The sequence below is a fragment of the Enterococcus sp. DIV0213h genome (assembly GCF_051711285.1).
Classification (GTDB): Bacteria; Bacillota; Bacilli; order Lactobacillales; family Enterococcaceae; genus Enterococcus_D; species Enterococcus_D casseliflavus.
In genome coordinates this window covers 1,308,419-1,324,873 of sequence record NZ_JBIOMH010000001.1, presented here as the reverse complement: position 1 = coordinate 1,324,873, position 16,455 = coordinate 1,308,419, and the positions used below count along the sequence as shown (strand labels likewise).

20 protein-coding genes and 1 riboswitch are annotated in these 16,455 nt (G+C 43.1%); of the genes, 9 read left to right on the top strand and 11 right to left on the bottom strand.

The features are described from left to right. Positions 1 to 335 precede the first annotated feature (335 nt). The 8 genes from IGI77_RS06025 to IGI77_RS05990 all read left to right on the top strand — a co-directional run bounded on the left by IGI77_RS06025 (position 336) and on the right by IGI77_RS05990 (position 5,140). Positions 336 to 548, top strand: coding sequence for a hypothetical protein (locus IGI77_RS06025; protein WP_086338467.1), 213 nt, complete (start codon positions 336 to 338; stop codon positions 546 to 548). Positions 549 to 572: 24 nt separating this feature from the next. Continuing rightward, positions 573 to 1,100: a GNAT family N-acetyltransferase gene (locus IGI77_RS06020; protein ID WP_438769688.1), complete on the top strand. Its 528-nt coding sequence runs from the start codon at positions 573 to 575 to the stop codon at positions 1,098 to 1,100. Positions 1,101 to 1,157: 57 nt separating this feature from the next. Beyond that, on the top strand, positions 1,158 to 1,643 hold the full coding sequence (locus IGI77_RS06015; RefSeq protein WP_086338469.1) for a tetratricopeptide repeat protein: 486 nt from the start codon (positions 1,158 to 1,160) through the stop codon (positions 1,641 to 1,643). Positions 1,644 to 1,871: 228 nt separating this feature from the next. Further along, a complete protein-coding gene (locus IGI77_RS06010; protein ID WP_438769687.1) occupies positions 1,872 to 2,243 on the top strand; it encodes a hypothetical protein in 372 nt (123 codons plus the stop codon). A gap of 118 nt (positions 2,244 to 2,361) precedes the next feature. After that, a complete protein-coding gene (locus IGI77_RS06005; protein WP_087627182.1) occupies positions 2,362 to 2,946 on the top strand; it encodes an AAA family ATPase in 585 nt (194 codons plus the stop codon). Between the two features lie 103 nt (positions 2,947 to 3,049). Then, complete coding sequence (locus IGI77_RS06000) at positions 3,050 to 3,472, top strand: VOC family protein (RefSeq protein WP_115232126.1); 423 nt, start codon at positions 3,050 to 3,052, stop codon at positions 3,470 to 3,472. Positions 3,473 to 3,695: 223 nt separating this feature from the next. Beyond that, a complete protein-coding gene (locus IGI77_RS05995) occupies positions 3,696 to 3,884 on the top strand; it encodes a hypothetical protein (protein WP_005225554.1) in 189 nt (62 codons plus the stop codon). Between the two features lie 404 nt (positions 3,885 to 4,288). Further along, complete coding sequence (locus IGI77_RS05990) at positions 4,289 to 5,140, top strand: Rgg/GadR/MutR family transcriptional regulator (protein ID WP_438769686.1); 852 nt, start codon at positions 4,289 to 4,291, stop codon at positions 5,138 to 5,140. A gap of 73 nt (positions 5,141 to 5,213) precedes the next feature. On the opposite strand, the gene IGI77_RS05985 is transcribed toward IGI77_RS05990, so the two are convergent. The 4 genes from IGI77_RS05985 to IGI77_RS05970 form a co-directional block, all read right to left on the bottom strand. After that, positions 5,214 to 6,440, bottom strand: coding sequence for a glycoside hydrolase family 3 protein (locus tag IGI77_RS05985; RefSeq protein ID WP_438769685.1), 1,227 nt, complete (start codon positions 6,438 to 6,440; stop codon positions 5,214 to 5,216). Positions 6,441 to 6,570: 130 nt separating this feature from the next. After that, the gene (locus IGI77_RS05980) at positions 6,571 to 7,101 is read right to left on the bottom strand and encodes a folate family ECF transporter S component (RefSeq protein WP_005225551.1); all 531 of its coding nucleotides are present in this window, start codon (positions 7,099 to 7,101) and stop codon (positions 6,571 to 6,573) included. A gap of 26 nt (positions 7,102 to 7,127) precedes the next feature. Beyond that, positions 7,128 to 7,229, bottom strand: a riboswitch (THF riboswitch). Between the two features lie 231 nt (positions 7,230 to 7,460). Next, the gene (locus IGI77_RS05975; RefSeq protein ID WP_005225550.1) at positions 7,461 to 7,643 is read right to left on the bottom strand and encodes a hypothetical protein; all 183 of its coding nucleotides are present in this window, start codon (positions 7,641 to 7,643) and stop codon (positions 7,461 to 7,463) included. A 31-nt stretch (positions 7,644 to 7,674) separates the two neighbouring features. Then, the gene (locus IGI77_RS05970) at positions 7,675 to 8,940 is read right to left on the bottom strand and encodes an MFS transporter (protein WP_074932126.1); all 1,266 of its coding nucleotides are present in this window, start codon (positions 8,938 to 8,940) and stop codon (positions 7,675 to 7,677) included. A 222-nt stretch (positions 8,941 to 9,162) separates the two neighbouring features. Between IGI77_RS05970 and IGI77_RS05965 the strand changes: the two genes are divergently transcribed. After that, a complete protein-coding gene (locus IGI77_RS05965) occupies positions 9,163 to 9,819 on the top strand; it encodes a Crp/Fnr family transcriptional regulator (protein ID WP_438769684.1) in 657 nt (218 codons plus the stop codon). 55 nt (positions 9,820 to 9,874) lie between these two features. On the opposite strand, the gene IGI77_RS05960 is transcribed toward IGI77_RS05965, so the two are convergent. From IGI77_RS05960 to IGI77_RS05930, 7 genes are all read right to left on the bottom strand, one after another. Then, a complete protein-coding gene (locus IGI77_RS05960) occupies positions 9,875 to 10,267 on the bottom strand; it encodes an OsmC family protein (protein WP_128489566.1) in 393 nt (130 codons plus the stop codon). After that, a complete protein-coding gene (locus IGI77_RS05955) occupies positions 10,264 to 11,154 on the bottom strand; it encodes an ATP-binding cassette domain-containing protein (protein ID WP_195960413.1) in 891 nt (296 codons plus the stop codon). The genes IGI77_RS05960 and IGI77_RS05955 overlap by 4 nt, the downstream gene beginning before the upstream one ends. Beyond that, positions 11,154 to 12,032 carry an ABC transporter ATP-binding protein gene (locus IGI77_RS05950; RefSeq protein WP_005225545.1) on the bottom strand — a complete coding sequence of 293 codons (879 nt, stop codon included), beginning with the start codon at positions 12,030 to 12,032 and terminating at the stop codon, positions 11,154 to 11,156. Before IGI77_RS05950 ends, IGI77_RS05955 begins: the two co-directional genes overlap by 1 nt. 3 nt (positions 12,033 to 12,035) lie before the next feature. Further along, a complete protein-coding gene (locus tag IGI77_RS05945; protein ID WP_010747808.1) occupies positions 12,036 to 12,866 on the bottom strand; it encodes an ABC transporter permease in 831 nt (276 codons plus the stop codon). Beyond that, positions 12,866 to 13,825 carry an ABC transporter permease gene (locus IGI77_RS05940; protein ID WP_438769683.1) on the bottom strand — a complete coding sequence of 320 codons (960 nt, stop codon included), beginning with the start codon at positions 13,823 to 13,825 and terminating at the stop codon, positions 12,866 to 12,868. The genes IGI77_RS05945 and IGI77_RS05940 overlap by 1 nt, the downstream gene beginning before the upstream one ends. 72 nt (positions 13,826 to 13,897) lie before the next feature. After that, a complete protein-coding gene (locus tag IGI77_RS05935; protein WP_368263984.1) occupies positions 13,898 to 15,478 on the bottom strand; it encodes an ABC transporter substrate-binding protein in 1,581 nt (526 codons plus the stop codon). A gap of 51 nt (positions 15,479 to 15,529) precedes the next feature. Continuing rightward, positions 15,530 to 16,360: a MetQ/NlpA family ABC transporter substrate-binding protein gene (locus tag IGI77_RS05930; RefSeq protein ID WP_002307592.1), complete on the bottom strand. Its 831-nt coding sequence runs from the start codon at positions 16,358 to 16,360 to the stop codon at positions 15,530 to 15,532. Between the last annotated feature and the right edge of the window lie 95 nt (positions 16,361 to 16,455).

The following is a 16,455-nucleotide window of genomic DNA, read 5'->3' as shown; positions in this document are numbered from 1 at the left end:
TTCTCTTTTTATCGGTCGCAGCGGTTGGCCCTTTTCTTCACAAATGAAATAACCGCCTCGATAAAGGCATGTGTAAATTTTACCTGGTTCCATTGTTAAAGGAAGCCCATTTTTTAAATACATCGGTTTTCTTTCCATTGTGCTCACCTTGTCTTTCGTGGGAAAATCAGTCAAAATAAAAAACAACAGCTATTTCTAATCTTATCTTCAAGATTACCAAAAAATAAATCAATTTTCTAGTTTTTTAATCAAAATATCGCAACTCTATCGATTATTTTATATAAAGATGGAGATTTAACGAAGTGTGTGTAAAGAATGAACAGGAGGAAAAAAGGATGTCAGATGAACGTTGGTTTCAAATTAGAAGAAAGCGAAACATCGAATTGGTTCTTTGTCTGCTTGTCGTCCTGCCGATGGTCTATGGCTTATGGTTTCAGCTCGCTTTTTTGATCCACTACATGTCGTTTTTGTTTCTGGTAGCTGTCTTCACTGCAATCTACGAAGGAAGTCGTTGGATCTGGGCTTTCATTAGAAAAAAACGAGCGTGAAAAAGCTTGGCTCTGCTATAATAAATGAAACGAGCTGAGAGGAGTGCTTCTATGAAACGAATCATTATGGCTTGTGACTTACAACATGCCCCCAAAACTTCACAAGAATCCGCCCTTTCTTTTGAGCCTTTTCTCCCGAATTCTCGAAATGTCGCAGAGCTTTTTTATTCCGCCTATCATGAAACGACAGATGACGAAGGGGAATCGCTTGCTGACTGGCAAAGAGAGCTGAGAGAGACCGCTGACGGAAAATACGGTCCCTTGATTCCAGGGCTTTCTTTTCAGTTACAAAAGGATGATCATCCTATCGGTGCCGTAGTAACCAGCACGTTTCAAGAGCTTCCCCTGCTATTATTTGTCGTTATGGGCGCAGCCTTTAAAGGCAACGGCTTATCCAAGTTGCTGATGAAGGAAGTGATCCAACGAGCAAAAGGCATGGGACTCACTCACCTTTACCTGGTAGTAACGGTTGAAAACCAGCCAGCCTACAAGCTGTATGAAGCATGCGGTTTTTCTTTTGCAGGTGAAAGCTGGGCAGATCTTTCCCCTTAGCTATGCTTGCAAGTTATCTAAGTCATTTTCTACTATTTGAAAAGGAGCTTCCAACCAATGAATGAACGACTAGCTGCTGCGATCCAACTTCGGGCTGAAAAAAAACTGCAACAATCAAATGAACAATTGATTCAATTAGCTGCCGAAAATCCCCAAGATGCCTTTGTGCAGTACCAAACGGCTTGGAGTTATGATCTTTTAGGGGAAGAACAACAGGCAATTCCTTATTATGAACAAGCAATCGCGTTAGGGTTATCAGAAAACGACTTGCCAGATGCCTACCTAGGTCTAGGCAGCACCTATCGTGCCCTCGGCAATTATCAAAAAGCCGAAGACGTGTTTTTACAAGCGATGAAGCTATTTCCAAAAAATCATGCTTTGCAAACCTTCTATGCCATGACACTGTTTAATCTCGCCGAGTATGAGCAAGCCACTAAACGATTATTGACCCTGCTTGCCGAAACCTCTAGCGATCCAGACATCCAGTCTTACCGACAGGCACTTTTGTTTTATGCGGATAAACTCAATGAGACATGGGCATAAATATACCCTATGAAGCAGCTCCTCCGCTCCCTTTTCTCGTAAAAGGGAGTCTTTCTTTTTTCATTTTCCTACGATCATCCTTTGCTACCACCGACTGTCCTTTGAACCTTTTCCTCCAAGCAACGCTACCCATCATTATCGAATTTTTCGATAAAAAACCAGTTGACGGCTCTCAATAAATCTGTTAGTTTATCTATGTTTTTTTAATAACAGATTGGAGGAATGACTATGCCCTTTATTGTCTATTTTTTCCTATCCTTATTGATCATTTATATTCCGACACCAACCCTTTTGCTGTTTTTTCAAAAACTCGCCTCGCAGCATGACAATCTGACGGCTTTCAGCAAACTTTTTCTATTATTGATGATCTTGCTGGATTATTACTTAAGCTATTATTGGTTAAAAAACTGCAAAGTCAAAAAAGCGCACTACCTTTATTTAGTCTTTGTCAATGTCTTCGAATGGCTGATCCACTTCTATCTTTATTCACGATTTAAAACGATCAATCTACTAGTCATTTTGTTGTTCCAGACTGTGCTTTTGTGCTGCATGGTTTTCTTCCCTTTGTCGGAGAAGTTCCGCTCATTCCTTTTTACCTAAAAAAGAGCATCTTTGGTTTCCGCATATGAAAAATTCCAGTTTCTCAATCGTTTCTTTCTAAGAACCAATTTACACGATAGCTCACCTTTGTTACGATTGATAAAAAGGATGTGTTGTGATGTCATTGATCGTCTTGATTGGCGCACAAGCCGCAGGGAAAATGACTGTGGGCAAAGAACTGGAAAAACGATTGGATGCAAAGCTTTTATTCAATCACCAGACCATTGATCTTTTTGCGAACTTTCTTGGCTATAGTCCCGCAGCATTCGCTTTGTCTAATCAAACACGGATCGAACTCTTCAAAGCCTTTGTTCAAAATGAAGCCAATAATACGACAAAATCAATCATTTTTACGGTCTTGATTGATTTCGATCAAGCGGGAGATTTAGCTTTTTTACAAGAGATCGCCCAACTATTTACCGATGCCCAGCAAAAGGTCTATTTTATCGAACTAGTGGCTGATATTGAGGAACGCTTAAAGCGCAATTGCCATGAGGACCGTTTAGCCGCAAAGCCGTCAAAAAGAGCGCTGGATTTTTCTAGAAACGAGCTTTTGTCTTCGTTTGAAAACTATCGCTTAGAAAGTCTGCCACAGGAATTAGCTACCCTTTTTCCAACGATTCCTTCGCTGAAAATCAACAATACCCACTTATCACCTGATGAAGTGAGTCAAACAATTATTGCCCATTTTTCCTTGACTTAAGTGCCAAAGAAACGCCATTCTCAAGCTTTGCTTCAATACGAAAATGTCTATTGACTTTGACGCTGCGTCAAGCGGTATCCTCTAATTAAGAGGAGGTGTCAAAATGAAAGTATATGTTATGCCAATGTTTTATCAATTGAAGACAAAAGATATTGAACAATCATCAAAATGGTTTGCAGAAATCTTGGGTTTCCAGTCATTGTATCAGTTTCGCAATCAAGAAAATCAAGTGACGATGGACCATCTGCGTCTTGCTGACTACCAAGATTTGATGCTGATTGCCGCAGACTCGTTCACTGTTGGCGATGGGGCAATTTTGAATGTAGCGATGATTGATCTTCAGAATATCGCTCAGAAAATTCCCGAAAAGTGGATCGTAGAACCTTTGATGGAAAAGCCGTGGAATGCCCTTGAAATAACCATCAAAGACCCCAACGGTTATTTGTTTACCCTAACAGAGGCGATAAGAAAAAACGAATCAGACTTTCAAACCTTGATGGACCAAACCAAGGATTACTTACAATAAAATGGAACCGAGTAAGAAGGATGGCTTTCTTACTCGGTTCCTTTTTTATAAAACTTGATTCTGGCAACAATGACAAAAACGAACGCTCCCTAAATTTTACTAGGAAGCCTTTTCCCCATCAGATATACCAATATACCTTTTTAGTATATTTTTAAATATTGAAGGTAATTATTAACACACTCAACTCAGAACATGCTACACTATTTAAAAAGGAGGAGTTCCTATGGAAAAGAAATCGCAGCTTCCGTGGTACAAGCGCAAAAAGTTCTACCTTCCAGTTGCCGTCGTCCTCGGCGTGATTGGGGTTCTTCCCAGTCTCGTCTCTCTTTTCGGGGTCTCGATCGATGATGAATTCAATCCTGATTACTATTCTGATCCGAATGAACCAATGTTCAAGAAAAAACAAAACTGACTGTTGGGATGCCGTATGCAGGTTTTTTGACCAACAAAAAAAGAGCAATCACTCGCTGTTGTGTTTGCTCCTTTTTTAAAAGGGATTCGGCAGACCTACGCACCTTGACAGGGTAAGCTGTTTGGGGAGAGGGCGTTTGAATGCGCGAATGAACAGTAACTTATTACGTGAAACCACTTATACTTTTTTCCTGTTAAAAAATCAATTGCTAACCAATCACAAAGGATCGATTATTTGAAGAAAGAAAAAACGTTAGCCATTAGTTCTACAACTTCCCAGGGAAAACTAAAAAAATCAAACATCCATTTCTCCTCCTTTAATTGACTTTCTTCAAGTTTACCCGCAAAATAAAGCTGTAACATATTTGGACTATTTTTCCGTCCACTTTTTTTAGGAGGGATTTTTTGAAGGCCAATGACTTGTTAAAAGAGTTACGAACGGAACGAAATATCTCACAGCGAAAATTGGTTGAGAACATTTCAGAACGCAGTACACTGGCAACCTTTGAACAAAAAGGGCACCGCATCGCCTTTGATATTTTGCACCAGTATTTGGACCGCTTAAATGTCACTTTGGAGGAATTTGAGTATCGCTTGGATGACAATCAAGTCAGCGAGAAAAAGCAGCTATCCAAACAGTTGACCACCGCTTACTATGAAAGCAAGTATTCTGAAGTCCTCTCTTTGATCAACAAAGCCCAAGCGCTGTATAAAACCACGAAGGATTTCTTCTATTATGTCCTGTATAGTCAATTCTTTTTGATTTTAGAGAAAAAAGGCGTGGTTACCGACGAGGAAGAACGGTGCATCATCGAAGCGACCATCAAGAAATACTTGGAACGCATCGACACGTGGGGAAAATTTGAAATCTCCTTATTTACCAATCTGCTCTTCCTCTTTTCTGACGAGTACATCTTGTATCAAATGAAACACCTGAATAAAAAAATTTTTTACAGCAATACGTTAAGTATCAATTATCAAATCTACACAAAATTGCTGACGAATGCTGCTTTCTTGTTTATCGATCGCAAAAAACCTGCCGAGTTGGCGCATGTGCTGACATATCTAGCCGATCACCTGCCGCCGGACAATGATCGTATCCGCTTGATGATTCGTTATTTCGAAGGCATCTACGCCTTGTTTCAAGGAGATCGTATGCTGGGAATGGCCACGATTGAAAAAGCACTGGATTATCTGCGTTTTATTGGGCAAGAAGCCTTTGCCAAAGAATTAGAGGCACTGGCTCAGAGTATCTAAAAAAAACCTGCTGCTTCCTCTCAGTAAGAGAACGACTCTCTTACACGGAGGAAACAGCAGGTTTATTTTTTTCTTAAAGTAAATGCAATGCTTCTTTCCAGAGCAAGACCCGTTTGACGGAAGCATTCAAATCAGCTTCTAAATAGCGGCCATCTTCAACCGCTTGTACCACAAAAGGAATCTGTTCTTGATAGGTAGAGGAGATCACTAGATCATTTCCCGCCTGCAACGCCTGTAATGCGGCTTCTTTTTGCGGAATGAACTCAGAAAGTCCTGCCATATCCAAGTCATCCGTCATGATGACCCCTTTAAAATGCAATTCATTTCGCAGCAGCTCATGCACGGGTTTTGAAATAGAGGCGGGTACGGTCTTATCGATACTATTGACGATCGTATGGGCGACCAAAATACTATTGGCACCAGCTTTGATCCCTGCGGCAAAAGGCAGAAAATCCGTTTCCCGCAGTGCAGATAGCGGGCGGTCATCGGTGACGATTTCGACATGCGAGTCACGATTGTTGCCATAGCCAGGAAAATGCTTCAAGGTAGACCCAACGTGGTGTTTCTGTAAAACATGAACCACACGTTCTACAAACGCACTCGTGCCCTGCGCATCCATGCCAATGGTTCGGTCGTAGATAAAGGACTGCGGATCAGTGGAAACATCGGCAACGGGAAACAGCCCAGCATTGATGCCATAAGCTTTTAAAATTTCCGCTTTCGTTGCTGTATCTTCTTCGATCGCTGACCATCCACCTTGGGCATACAGCTGTTGTGGTGAGAGAAAACGCTGATCCGTAAGGTTCGGATTGCGGCTGATGCGAGTCACTGTGCCCCCTTCTTCATCCATACCGATCAACAGCGGAATGGCGCTGGCTGCTTGGTAATCTGAAATTTTCTGTTTCAAGCTCGCCGCCGTCTCATTTTCGGTATCACGGCCGAATAACAGATAGCCACCAAAGTGATACTTTTGAAGCTCTTCGATTTGATTGCTTTCTGGCACACGCACAAAAAACAATTGCCCGACCTTTTCCTCCAAACTCATCGTGGCGATTTTTTCTGCTATTGCCTCTTCTGGCTGTTCTTGCGTGGAAGTTGAAACAGAAGTTGACGTGGAAACTGAGGTGGTTTCCTGACTTTCCCTGCTTTCTTCCTGTGTTTCGTCCCTCAAGCTGCTTTGCTGGATCATGGCTGGCTCTTCGGTTTGCTGTTTTTGCTGTTCTATCATCCACTTCATCCCTCCCATTGCTGCTAAGACCAAGAAAAGAAACAGTCCCATAGCGAGTCCTTTTTTATTCATAGGTTCCCCTTCCCCTCTAAACAAGTTATTGAGAATGATTAAGCCAATCCTTAGAAAGAAAAAAGTGAACCACTGACGAAATATTCGCAGATGATTCACTTCAATGGATGTTATCGTTCTTTTTTACTCGTTAAACGAACCGTCGGATCAGCCGTTTGTATGGTACCGCACGCCCTACGATGTAAATCAACGCAGTTTGTATCGGGAACATGATGACTGCTTTTAGCAAGCGGACCGACCAGATCGCCCAGCTTGTCAAAGGAATATTCAGCATCATAGCTAACCAGATCGGTGTTAAGATCAAGGTTATTAAAAGTGTATTTAACAAGACGACCATCGCCGCTCGTTTTAATGTGACTTCTTTCCGATAAAAGAAGTAGCCATAAATCAGTCCACCAACGAAGGCATTGATGGTAAAGCCGAAAAAGTAGGCTGATTTTGGAAAAATCACCATTCCTGCGATATCGGCTAATGAGGAGCCAACTGCTGTCCAAAACGGACCAAACAGCATACCCATGATCAGCTGTGGTACAAAGGAAAATGTGATTTTGATATAGGAGGTTTCAAACCCCAAGATTTGCGACAAGACCACCATTAAGGCAATCAAAAGTCCCATGACCGCAATCATGTGTGCATCGACTTTTCTTTTCATAGCGAGCATCTCCTTTTAGAGTTGCTACAAATTCATGCAGCGAATGCGAAAATAAAACCGCGAACGAATGATCGTTCTTCGTCCGAAAGGCAACATCCCATCCTTTCAGCACTTAACGCTTTATTTCCTACTCTGATTTTTTTTAGGTATTGCTACCCAGACACACTATAGCATACAAGCGCGGACTGCTACAATTTTTCTTGCTTATTTTCTTGTACAAAATCTGCCAATGTTCGCTTTTCTTTTTTTGTGCATCAAAAAAACGCTTTTCTCATGTGAATCTTTCTACCACCAGTAAGTGAGCAGGAAACATTCTCAAAAAAAGCGTTCATTCCTGTTTCTTGTTTCCTTTCAAGCCTTATGACAATTTACCCAATCAGATTGTCATTGATCAATACCGATTTGATGTCGCGTAATTGATGATCGATAGCAAGCTGTTCATGGGTCATTGTTGCGGTAACCTCTTTCATGGCATGCATTTCTTCATTCAATTCGTTGATATTCGTTACTAATTTGTTCAATGCTTCAATAATCAATTGATTGTTATCCATGGTGAAACACTCCTTTTTGTAATGGTTGAGGTTAGTCTTCTTCGTTGATTGGCTGCTTCATCGTACCAACGGCGGCAACTGCGCGTTTCGTTTTATAAAACAATTTGTATAAAACAAGAACAACGACTGGGATCAGTCCGCATAAGATGTAGATTTGCGAATAATCAAACAGACCGTGTAAGCTTCCTAGTGCATAGGGACCTACGCCTAAGCCGAGATCCAGCCCGATGAAATAAGTGGAGAGCGCTACGCCGACTCGGTGAGGATCGACTTCTTTCAGACAGACAGCTTGGCCATTGGACATGAAGGTGCCATAGCCCAAGCCGACAAAGCAACCCGCAAGCAACAACATCCAGCTATTGCCAGTAATACTCAATAAGAAAAGACCCAGGGTCAAGAAAAGAAAGCTGGGATACATGACTGCATCTGCGCCATGACGGTCAAACAGTTTGCCCGTCATTGGCCGTGTGAAGGTCACAGAAAGTGCATAGACGATGAAGAAAAAGGCACCGGCCGTTTCCAACCCAAGGTCACTGGCGTAGATCGACAAGAAGCCGAGAACGCTGGAATAAGCCAACCCGATCAAAAAGGCAATCCCAGAAATGAAAAAAACTTTTGGTTCGACAAAACTTTTGACGGACCATTTTTGCAGCTGTGCTTTGTGTTCTTCCGTCAATGGGATGTTTTTGACTGGGAACCAGAAACAAGCGATGGCTGTTGCGATCGATAAAATAGTTGCTAACCAAATAATGAAATCAAAGCCGACTGTCGGTAGTAAAAGCATACCAATAAAAGGTCCGACCGCCGCTGCTAAACTAGTACTTAATCCATAGTAATTGATCCCTTCGCCATGTTTGGAAGCTGGGATATAAGCGGTGACGATTGCATTAGCCGCAGTCGAGACGGCACCATAAGCAAAGCCATTGAAAAAGCGCACTGCATCTAAAATATAAATGTTGACTGAGACCAAATAAGCAGCGGTGGTAATGACATAAAACAATATCCCCCAGCGCAAAACGGCTTTACGACCAACTAATTCTAAAATTTTCCCAACATACAAGCGAGCGATCAAGGTCCCGATAATGTAGATCCCCGCTGCCAAGCCAGCTTGTGCAGTGGATGCCCCTAACTCCTGCGTGGCAAATTTCGCGGTGATGACGACAAAACAATAATACACGAGAAAGACGATAAAATTGATCAAGGTAATCGTGATAAACCCTTTGTTCCATAGTTTTTCATTTTTAGTTGACGGCAACGAGCTGACGACTCCTTCTTGATTGGTTTCCCTATCTGACATGTTTCTTCCATTCCTCCTGTTTGTGCTGTGATGCGTTTTACTATACCGAAACTTCCTCTGCTTGAAATGCGCTTTTGCTGTTAAAAAAGAGCATTAACAAGAAACATTAACATTTGTTATTGCTTTTTCACCAGAAATGTCTTTTAATGAAGCATGAATAGAGGAAATTTCAGATTTTTTTCAGAAAATGTTGGGTTGGCATGAAGTGAAGGAGTAACGTGGGTGGAGAAACAGATATTACGTGATTATTTAGAAAAACAAGCAATACCGGTCGTTATCCGTAAGAAAAAGAGTTACTTGACATATGAAGGCATCCCGGATCGGTACGTCTATATTTTAAAAAAAGGCATCATCAAAACTAGCGTAGTGACCCATGAAGGGCGCGAATTCAACTTGCGCTATTTGACGGATTTTGAGATCGTCTCTTTGTTTAAAGACGAATCCTCTCAAGAAGTCGAAGCCCCTTTTAATGTGCGGGTTGAATCAGAAGAAGCCGAATTATACAAAATCGTGCGAAATCAATTTTGGGCAGATGTCAATCGTGATCGCCTGCTGCAGGATTATGTCAAAGAGTATTATCGAAGAAACTTGATGGATACGATGAAAAAGATGCAGCAAATGCTGATGAACGGCAAATTTGGTGCTGTCTGTACCCAAATCAATGAGCTGTATGAAACGTTCGGAATCCAGACAACAGATGGTGTCTTGATTGACTTTGAAGTCACCAATGAGGAGATCGCTCGCTTTTGCGGCATTACCTCTGCCAGCAGTGTCAATCGAATGATGCAAAAATTACGAGAATCTGGCGCCCTAAAAAGTGTCGATCGCAAACTATTAGTGACAGATATCGACTTTATTCGGGAGAATATTATTTATTGATCAAAAAAAAGACTTTGTACGCCTATTGGTTTCAGGCACACAAAGTCTTTTTCGATTAAATAAACGTCACTGTTTCCGTCACTTCGATCGCTGGATCTAATGATTGGATCACGGGGCAATTTGGTGAAACGAGTTTTAGGCAACGGATCGCTTTGTCATGGTCGGCTTCAGCGATTTTCGCATAAAACTGAATGTGGATGGCACTGACTGGTTGGGCTTTTTTGTTGTCGTCTCGGTCATAGCTGACTTCGATCTTTTCGATTTCTGCTGTGATTTTTGAATTCTCTAAGACGGATGCGTATACATAGCCACCGCAAGCAGCGACCGCACTCACCAGCATTTGGACTGGCGAATAGCCTTTTTCCCGTGCTAACACCCAATTGCCAGTTGGGGTCGTCATTTCAAGTTTGTCGCTTCCTTGATGGATCGTCAATGTTTCTACTGTCATCGTTTTTCTCTCCTCACAAAATGATCTGGTTCAACTTCGACCCATTCATACAATGGTGTCAAAGTAATCGTGCTTTGAATCTCCGTTTGTTCCATCGCACCTCTTGCTAACACAGGATCAGCGATCGGCGCTGCTGCTAATAATTTCTTCGTGTAAGGATGCAGCGGATTGTCAAACAAACGGTCGGTGGGTGCCAATTCAACTAATTTCCCTTGATACATGACGGCTGTTCGGTCACTGATATGACGAATCACGGACAAGTCATGGGAAATGAACAAATAAGACAACGAAAACTCTTTTTGCAGACGCAGCAGCAATTGGATGATCTGAGCCTGAATGGAGACATCTAATGCCGAAGTCGGTTCATCACACAAGACGAACGCCGGGCGATTGACCACCGCACGAGCGATGCCGATCCGTTGTCGTTGTCCGCCGCTGAAACTGCGGGGCAGTTTATGGACATCATCACCCGTGATCCCGACGATCGCTAAGATTTCTTTGGCTTTCGCTCGGGCAGCATCTTTCGTTTCATGATACAACGGCTCCATCACCAGTTCAAGTGCCGTCATGCGGGGATTCAATGATGAATACGGATCTTGGAAAATGATCTGCATTTGCTGATACGCTGCTTTGCGATCTTCTGCCGTCAATGCTGTTAGCTCTTTGCCTTCGAAGAAAATCTCCCCGCTTGTTAAGGTCTCTAAATTTAAAATACTGCGTCCTAAAGTGGTTTTCCCACTCCCAGATTCCCCTACTAGCCCCAATGTCTCGCCCCGATGGATCGTTAGGCTGACATCTTCGACCGCTCGGACTTCACTGACAGTGCCGCGCCAGTTTTTGCTGCGAAAGGTTTTCGTCGCATGTTCTACGCGAATCAGTTCTTTCATTATTCTGTCACCTCCTGATTGCGCCAAACGCGATGGGTCTTAGATAACTGCGTTTCTTGCAACTCATCTGCCAATGTCTCATGATAGTCAAAGACTTTTAATTCGGCATGCTTGTCGCCTAAATGGGCCGCCTGCAATAATTGTTTCGTATAAGGATGCGCAGGTTGATAAAAGATTTCTTCTGTGGTGCCTTCTTCCACGACTCGACCTTGATACATCACTTTAATAAAGTCGCACATTCCTGCAACGACCCCAAAGTCATGGGTCACAAGGACGACGGAAAGCTGGTTCTCTCTTTGCAGGTTTTTGATCAAGGCCAAAATCTGTGCTTGGATCGTCACATCTAAAGCCGTCGTCGGTTCATCTGCGATCAGCAATTTCGGTTGCGCCAATAAAGCCATGGCGATCATCACCCGCTGACGCATTCCCCCTGATAGCTCGTGGGGATATTGTTTCATACGTTGTGCTGGAAAAGGTATGCCGACTTTTTCTAACTCTTTGACGGCGATTTCTTGTGCTGCTTTTTTCGATACTTTTTGTGAGCGGCGAATCACTTCGATCAAATGATAGCCAATCGTACGCAAAGGATTCAACGAAGTCATCGGGTCTTGAAAAATCATGGCGATCGGTAATGTTCGACGATCGGTCACTGCTGCTCCTTCAAATGTATAACTGGCATAGTGATCGGTCACCTTATCAGGCAAAAGATCCATGACACTTTTCATGGTCATACTTTTGCCACTACCAGATTCGCCGACGATCCCAACCACTTTGCCTTTTGGAATCACTAGATCCAGCTTTTTGACTAACGGTTTCGGACCGGTTTTGCTGTGAAACGTCACATTCAACGCTTCGATCGCTAATAATTCTGTCTTCATCGGTCACACCTCCCTTTGCAAGACATGTTTGATCATGTCGCCGATGTTGTTGAAGGAATAGATGGTGAAAATAACAAAGAGCCCTGGAAGGATCGCCATGTATGGTGCCCGCTGCAAGCTGTTTTGCGCATTTTGCAACAGACTGCCCCACGAAGCCATCGGCTGCTGAATGCCTAATCCGAGGAAGCTCAACGCTGATTCGGTCATGATCGCTCCAGAAATACTTGCGGATGCCGCAACGATCAAGGTTGGCAGTACTGCTGGGAAAACATGCTTCACGATAATACTGAATGAAGAACGACCGATAAATTTCCCGTAAGCAACATACTCCCGTTCTTTCGCTGCTAACGTTTCACCACGAATCAAACGAGCGATGTTCATCCATGAAAACCCGCCGATCACAATAATGATCGTGGTTAGTCCAGGACGTAAAAAGACGCTCAAAACGATCACTAACACCAGCCAAGGAATTGATGACAACACATCGACGAGCCGCATCAGCAAGTTATCGATCCATCCGCCAAAGTAGCCAGAAACAAGACCGACAAGGGTCCCGATAAACGTCGCAGTGATCATTGCCAACACACCTACAAACAAGGACACCCGACCGCCGTAGACGACCCGAATAAAGTAATCCCGGCCCACTTCATCGGTCCCAAACAAATGAGCCCAGCTCGGTGGCTGTGACATGTTACTGACATCCGTTGCATTGGGATCGATCGGGATCAAAGGCGCAACGAGCGATAACACGATCAATAACGTCAAGAAAACGACAGAAAAAGTATAGATGGGCGAAGCAAGCATGACTTCACTGATTTTTTTGAAACGTTTCATTACTTGCTCCCTCCTTTACGGATACGTGGATCAACCACGGAATATAATACATCCGCTAACAAATTCCCTAAGATGACCAGTGTTGCTGACAGCAGCATGATCGCCATGATCACAGGATAATCGAGGCTTTTCGTTGCACTCATCAAGTAAGGTCCGACGCCCGGCCAGCCGTAGATCGTTTCTGTAATGATCGCACCGGTAACTAACATCGGTAACGCCAAGCCGATTTGGGTGACAACGGGAATCAAAATATTGCGACTGATGTGACGACTGAACATCTGCCATTTGCTGGCGTGGAATGCCCGTTGCACCATCACGTAGTCTTCTGATACTTGCTGAGTCGCTGATGCCCGAATATACCTTGTCAAATCTGGGAAGAAGGCGACAGTCAATGTGATATAAGGCAAAATAAAGTGCTGCAGAAAATCGCCAAAATCCCCTTCTTTGCCGACTGTATACATGCCAATGATCGGGAACATATTCAATAAGTAACCAAATACATAAATCAAGATCATCGCAAACCAGAAGGTCGGCACGGCGATCCCTAGAGATGCTACAGCGTCAATGATCCGATCCCAAATCTTTCCTTTGTTGGCAGCGGCTAACAGACCTAAAATGATCGCCAGCAATAAAGCCGTCAAATATGCAGGGATCACTAGCCGCATCGTATTCGGGATCCGAGTCGCAAGTTCTTGTGAAATGCTGCTTTGAGAAACCAACGAAAAGCCAAGATTACCAGTAAGAACATTTCTGATCCAAAGAAAATATTGAACCAAAAAGGGTTGATCCAAGCCATAGCGCTGCCGCAACAGATCGATTTGCTCTTGTGACATATTCGGTGTCGTGATGGAATCGATCACATCATACGGGGCGATATGTATTAGTGAAAATACGATAAAAGAGATCACAAATAGCAAAGGGATTGCTTGCAATACTCGTTTTGCAATATATCGAAACATAATTGACCTTCTTTCTTTTTCATAGAAAAAAGCTGTGATAAAAAAGATTCCTCTTTATCACAGCCAATGGATTTACTTGATTGTCAATTTAGACATATCTTCGAATGTATAGATTGGGATCAAGCCTGCATCTTCTACATTACCAATTCGGTTATTGACCGCTAAGATTTTCTTGTTGTCAACGATTGGGTAAATGATCGCTTCGTCAGCAATGGCTTTTTGCAGATCATCGTACAATGCTTCACGCTTGTCTGTGTCCAATTCAACTGCTGCTTGCGCAAACAAATTGTCAATGGTTTCGCTATTGCTTTGGAAGTAGTTGGCACTGCCGCCAGTTTCGAATAAACTGCCGTATAAGTCAGGGTCATTCCCCATGATATACCCGCCAAGGAACAGGTTGTATTTCGTTGAATCAGGTTTTTTCAACTCAGTGAAGATCGCAGTACCATCGCCCCCTTCAAGGGTAACTGTAATGCCTGCTTGTTGCAATTGTTGTTGGATCAACGTAGCTTGGATCGTTTGAGCTGGGTCAGTTGAGTTGAAGGCCAAGTTCAATGACAAATCAGTGACACCTGCTTCTTGTAAAAGCTCTTTTGCTTTTTCAGCATTTGTTTCATATTTCTCGACATCTTCGGTAACGTATGGATTGTTCGGTGGTAAGAATGAATACGGTGTTGCATAATAGTCTTCATCTAAATACGCTGCTTGATTTAATTCATCTTTGTTCAAAGCATACAAGACTGCTTGACGAACCTTCACATCTTGTAATGCATCTGAATGAGTATTTAAGCCTAAGTATCCGATGCGGTTTTCTGTATAGGGATAAACAGAAATTTGCGTATCATCTAAGTCTTCAATATCTGAAGGCAAAACAACGGCTGCGTCAACTTCCCCTTTTTGCAAAGCAACTTTGGCCGTATCAGTACTTTCAATGATCCGCAAGGTCACGTTTTGAATCGAAGGCTTGCCGCCATAATAGTTTTCATTGGCTTCAAAAGTAAAGTACTCACCACGTTTGTATTCTTTCAATTGATATGGACCCGTACCAACTGGTTTTTCAGGCAGTTCACTGACCGAAAAGTCGCTAACATCTTTAAAGATGTGCTCTGGAATGATGTATGTTTCGGTTGCGATATTGCTAATTGCTGCTGCACTCGGTGTTGGCAACACAAATTTCACGGTGTATTCATCCACTTTTTCGATCGCGATCGGCTGGTCGTCGACCCAAAGCGAATCGGCATTGCCGTTTTCTTTTTTGACTTTTTGTTCATACGTGAAAACAACGTCATCGGCAGTAAAATCTTCGCCATCTGACCATTTGACATCTTGTTTCAAATGCACGGTCAATGAAAGGCCGTCTTCCGCCGGTTCCACTGATTCTGCTAACGCATTTTTCGTCGTTCCATCTGCTTCCACTGTAACGAGTGGAGAATAGATCATGTTTGTCACTGTCAAGCCCCAGCGATCACTGGTGTTGATCGGGTTGGTGGACGATGGGTCCCCGCTGATGGCATAAGTGAATGTTGCATCATCGCCAGCACCAGCTGCACTACTGGTTGCCGTTTCCTCTGTATTTGATCCACCGCAGGCTGCTAGAACGAATCCTAGTCCGACGACGGCAACACTTGCTAAACCTTTTTTCCAATTGATCATTTTTCCATCCTACTTCCTGTTCCTATATAATTATAGTAGATTTTTTGCTTTTTATTCCCAAACAGGGATACTTGATTTTTTGGTAACTTCGTCAATAATTGCTTTTACTTCATCGGTCTGATAATACGCTACGACCGTTTGGTACACATCATTTTCTGCTTCGTCTGCTCGCGCAGCAATGACATTATAATAGGGCGTGGAGGAGTCAGCCACAGGTTCTAAGAAAATCGCATCTTCTGTAGGAACCAAGCCAGCATCGACTGCCATGCCGTTGTTGATCAAAGAGATGTCGACATCGGTCATTGCCCGAGCCGTTTGATTGGAATCAAGCAGCTCAAATTTCAAGGCTTTGGGATTCTCAGTGACATCACTGGTTGTTGGCAGTAACCCTTTTGATTCATCCAAAGTGATCAAACCGGCCGTTTGTAAGAGTAATAGTGCGCGGCTTTCATTTGACACATCATTGGGTAAAGCCACCGTAGCACCATCTGCTAATTCGCTGACATCAGTGATTTTATCGGAATAAATACCAAGTGGGTTTAATGTCGTATACGCAATCGTCGTGTTGGAATAACCACTTTCTTCGTTGACATTATCCATAAAAATTTCCGTCAATGCTGCGTGAAGATCGATTGACCCATCCTCTAGTGCGACGATTGGTTGGCGATAATCGGTGAACTTCACCAGTTGCAAGTCGATATTTTCGTTTTCCTTCAATTCTTCCTGCACATGTTCCCAGGCTTCATTTTGTTCGCCAACGACACCTAATTTGACGACGGTCGTTTCTTCATCCGCTTGGTTGGTGCCACAGGCAGCCAAGCTAAACAAGGCAAGCAGCCCAATCACTCCTGTCGTCAACACATTTACTACATTTCTTTTCATCCCTTTTTTCCCCTTTTGTTCCCTCCTCAGATCAATCGTCCTATTTCCTTGTCGAATGGCCCAACTAGACCAATTTCCCCTCTGCTTCTCAAAAC

What these genes read in the sequence shown, in the direction of transcription:
- IGI77_RS06025 (WP_086338467.1), top strand. Translation starts at nt 336, where the DNA reads ATGTCAGATGAACGTTGGTTTCAAATTAGAAGAAAGCGAAACATCGAA.
- IGI77_RS06020 (WP_438769688.1), top strand. Translation starts at nt 573, where the DNA reads ATGAAACGAGCTGAGAGGAGTGCTTCTATGAAACGAATCATTATGGCT.
- IGI77_RS06015 (WP_086338469.1), top strand. Translation starts at nt 1,158, where the DNA reads ATGAATGAACGACTAGCTGCTGCGATCCAACTTCGGGCTGAAAAAAAA.
- IGI77_RS06010 (WP_438769687.1), top strand. Translation starts at nt 1,872, where the DNA reads ATGCCCTTTATTGTCTATTTTTTCCTATCCTTATTGATCATTTATATT.
- IGI77_RS06005 (WP_087627182.1), top strand. Translation starts at nt 2,362, where the DNA reads ATGTCATTGATCGTCTTGATTGGCGCACAAGCCGCAGGGAAAATGACT.
- IGI77_RS06000 (WP_115232126.1), top strand. Translation starts at nt 3,050, where the DNA reads ATGAAAGTATATGTTATGCCAATGTTTTATCAATTGAAGACAAAAGAT.
- IGI77_RS05995 (WP_005225554.1), top strand. Translation starts at nt 3,696, where the DNA reads ATGGAAAAGAAATCGCAGCTTCCGTGGTACAAGCGCAAAAAGTTCTAC.
- IGI77_RS05985 (WP_438769685.1), bottom strand. Translation starts at nt 6,440, where the DNA reads ATGAATAAAAAAGGACTCGCTATGGGACTGTTTCTTTTCTTGGTCTTA.
- IGI77_RS05980 (WP_005225551.1), bottom strand. Translation starts at nt 7,101, where the DNA reads ATGCTCGCTATGAAAAGAAAAGTCGATGCACACATGATTGCGGTCATG.
- IGI77_RS05975 (WP_005225550.1), bottom strand. Translation starts at nt 7,643, where the DNA reads ATGGATAACAATCAATTGATTATTGAAGCATTGAACAAATTAGTAACG.
- IGI77_RS05970 (WP_074932126.1), bottom strand. Translation starts at nt 8,940, where the DNA reads ATGTCAGATAGGGAAACCAATCAAGAAGGAGTCGTCAGCTCGTTGCCG.
- IGI77_RS05960 (WP_128489566.1), bottom strand. Translation starts at nt 10,267, where the DNA reads ATGACAGTAGAAACATTGACGATCCATCAAGGAAGCGACAAACTTGAA.
- IGI77_RS05955 (WP_195960413.1), bottom strand. Translation starts at nt 11,154, where the DNA reads ATGAAAGAACTGATTCGCGTAGAACATGCGACGAAAACCTTTCGCAGC.
- IGI77_RS05950 (WP_005225545.1), bottom strand. Translation starts at nt 12,032, where the DNA reads ATGAAGACAGAATTATTAGCGATCGAAGCGTTGAATGTGACGTTTCAC.
- IGI77_RS05945 (WP_010747808.1), bottom strand. Translation starts at nt 12,866, where the DNA reads ATGAAACGTTTCAAAAAAATCAGTGAAGTCATGCTTGCTTCGCCCATC.
- IGI77_RS05940 (WP_438769683.1), bottom strand. Translation starts at nt 13,825, where the DNA reads ATGTTTCGATATATTGCAAAACGAGTATTGCAAGCAATCCCTTTGCTA.
- IGI77_RS05935 (WP_368263984.1), bottom strand. Translation starts at nt 15,478, where the DNA reads ATGATCAATTGGAAAAAAGGTTTAGCAAGTGTTGCCGTCGTCGGACTA.
- IGI77_RS05930 (WP_002307592.1), bottom strand. Translation starts at nt 16,360, where the DNA reads ATGAAAAGAAATGTAGTAAATGTGTTGACGACAGGAGTGATTGGGCTG.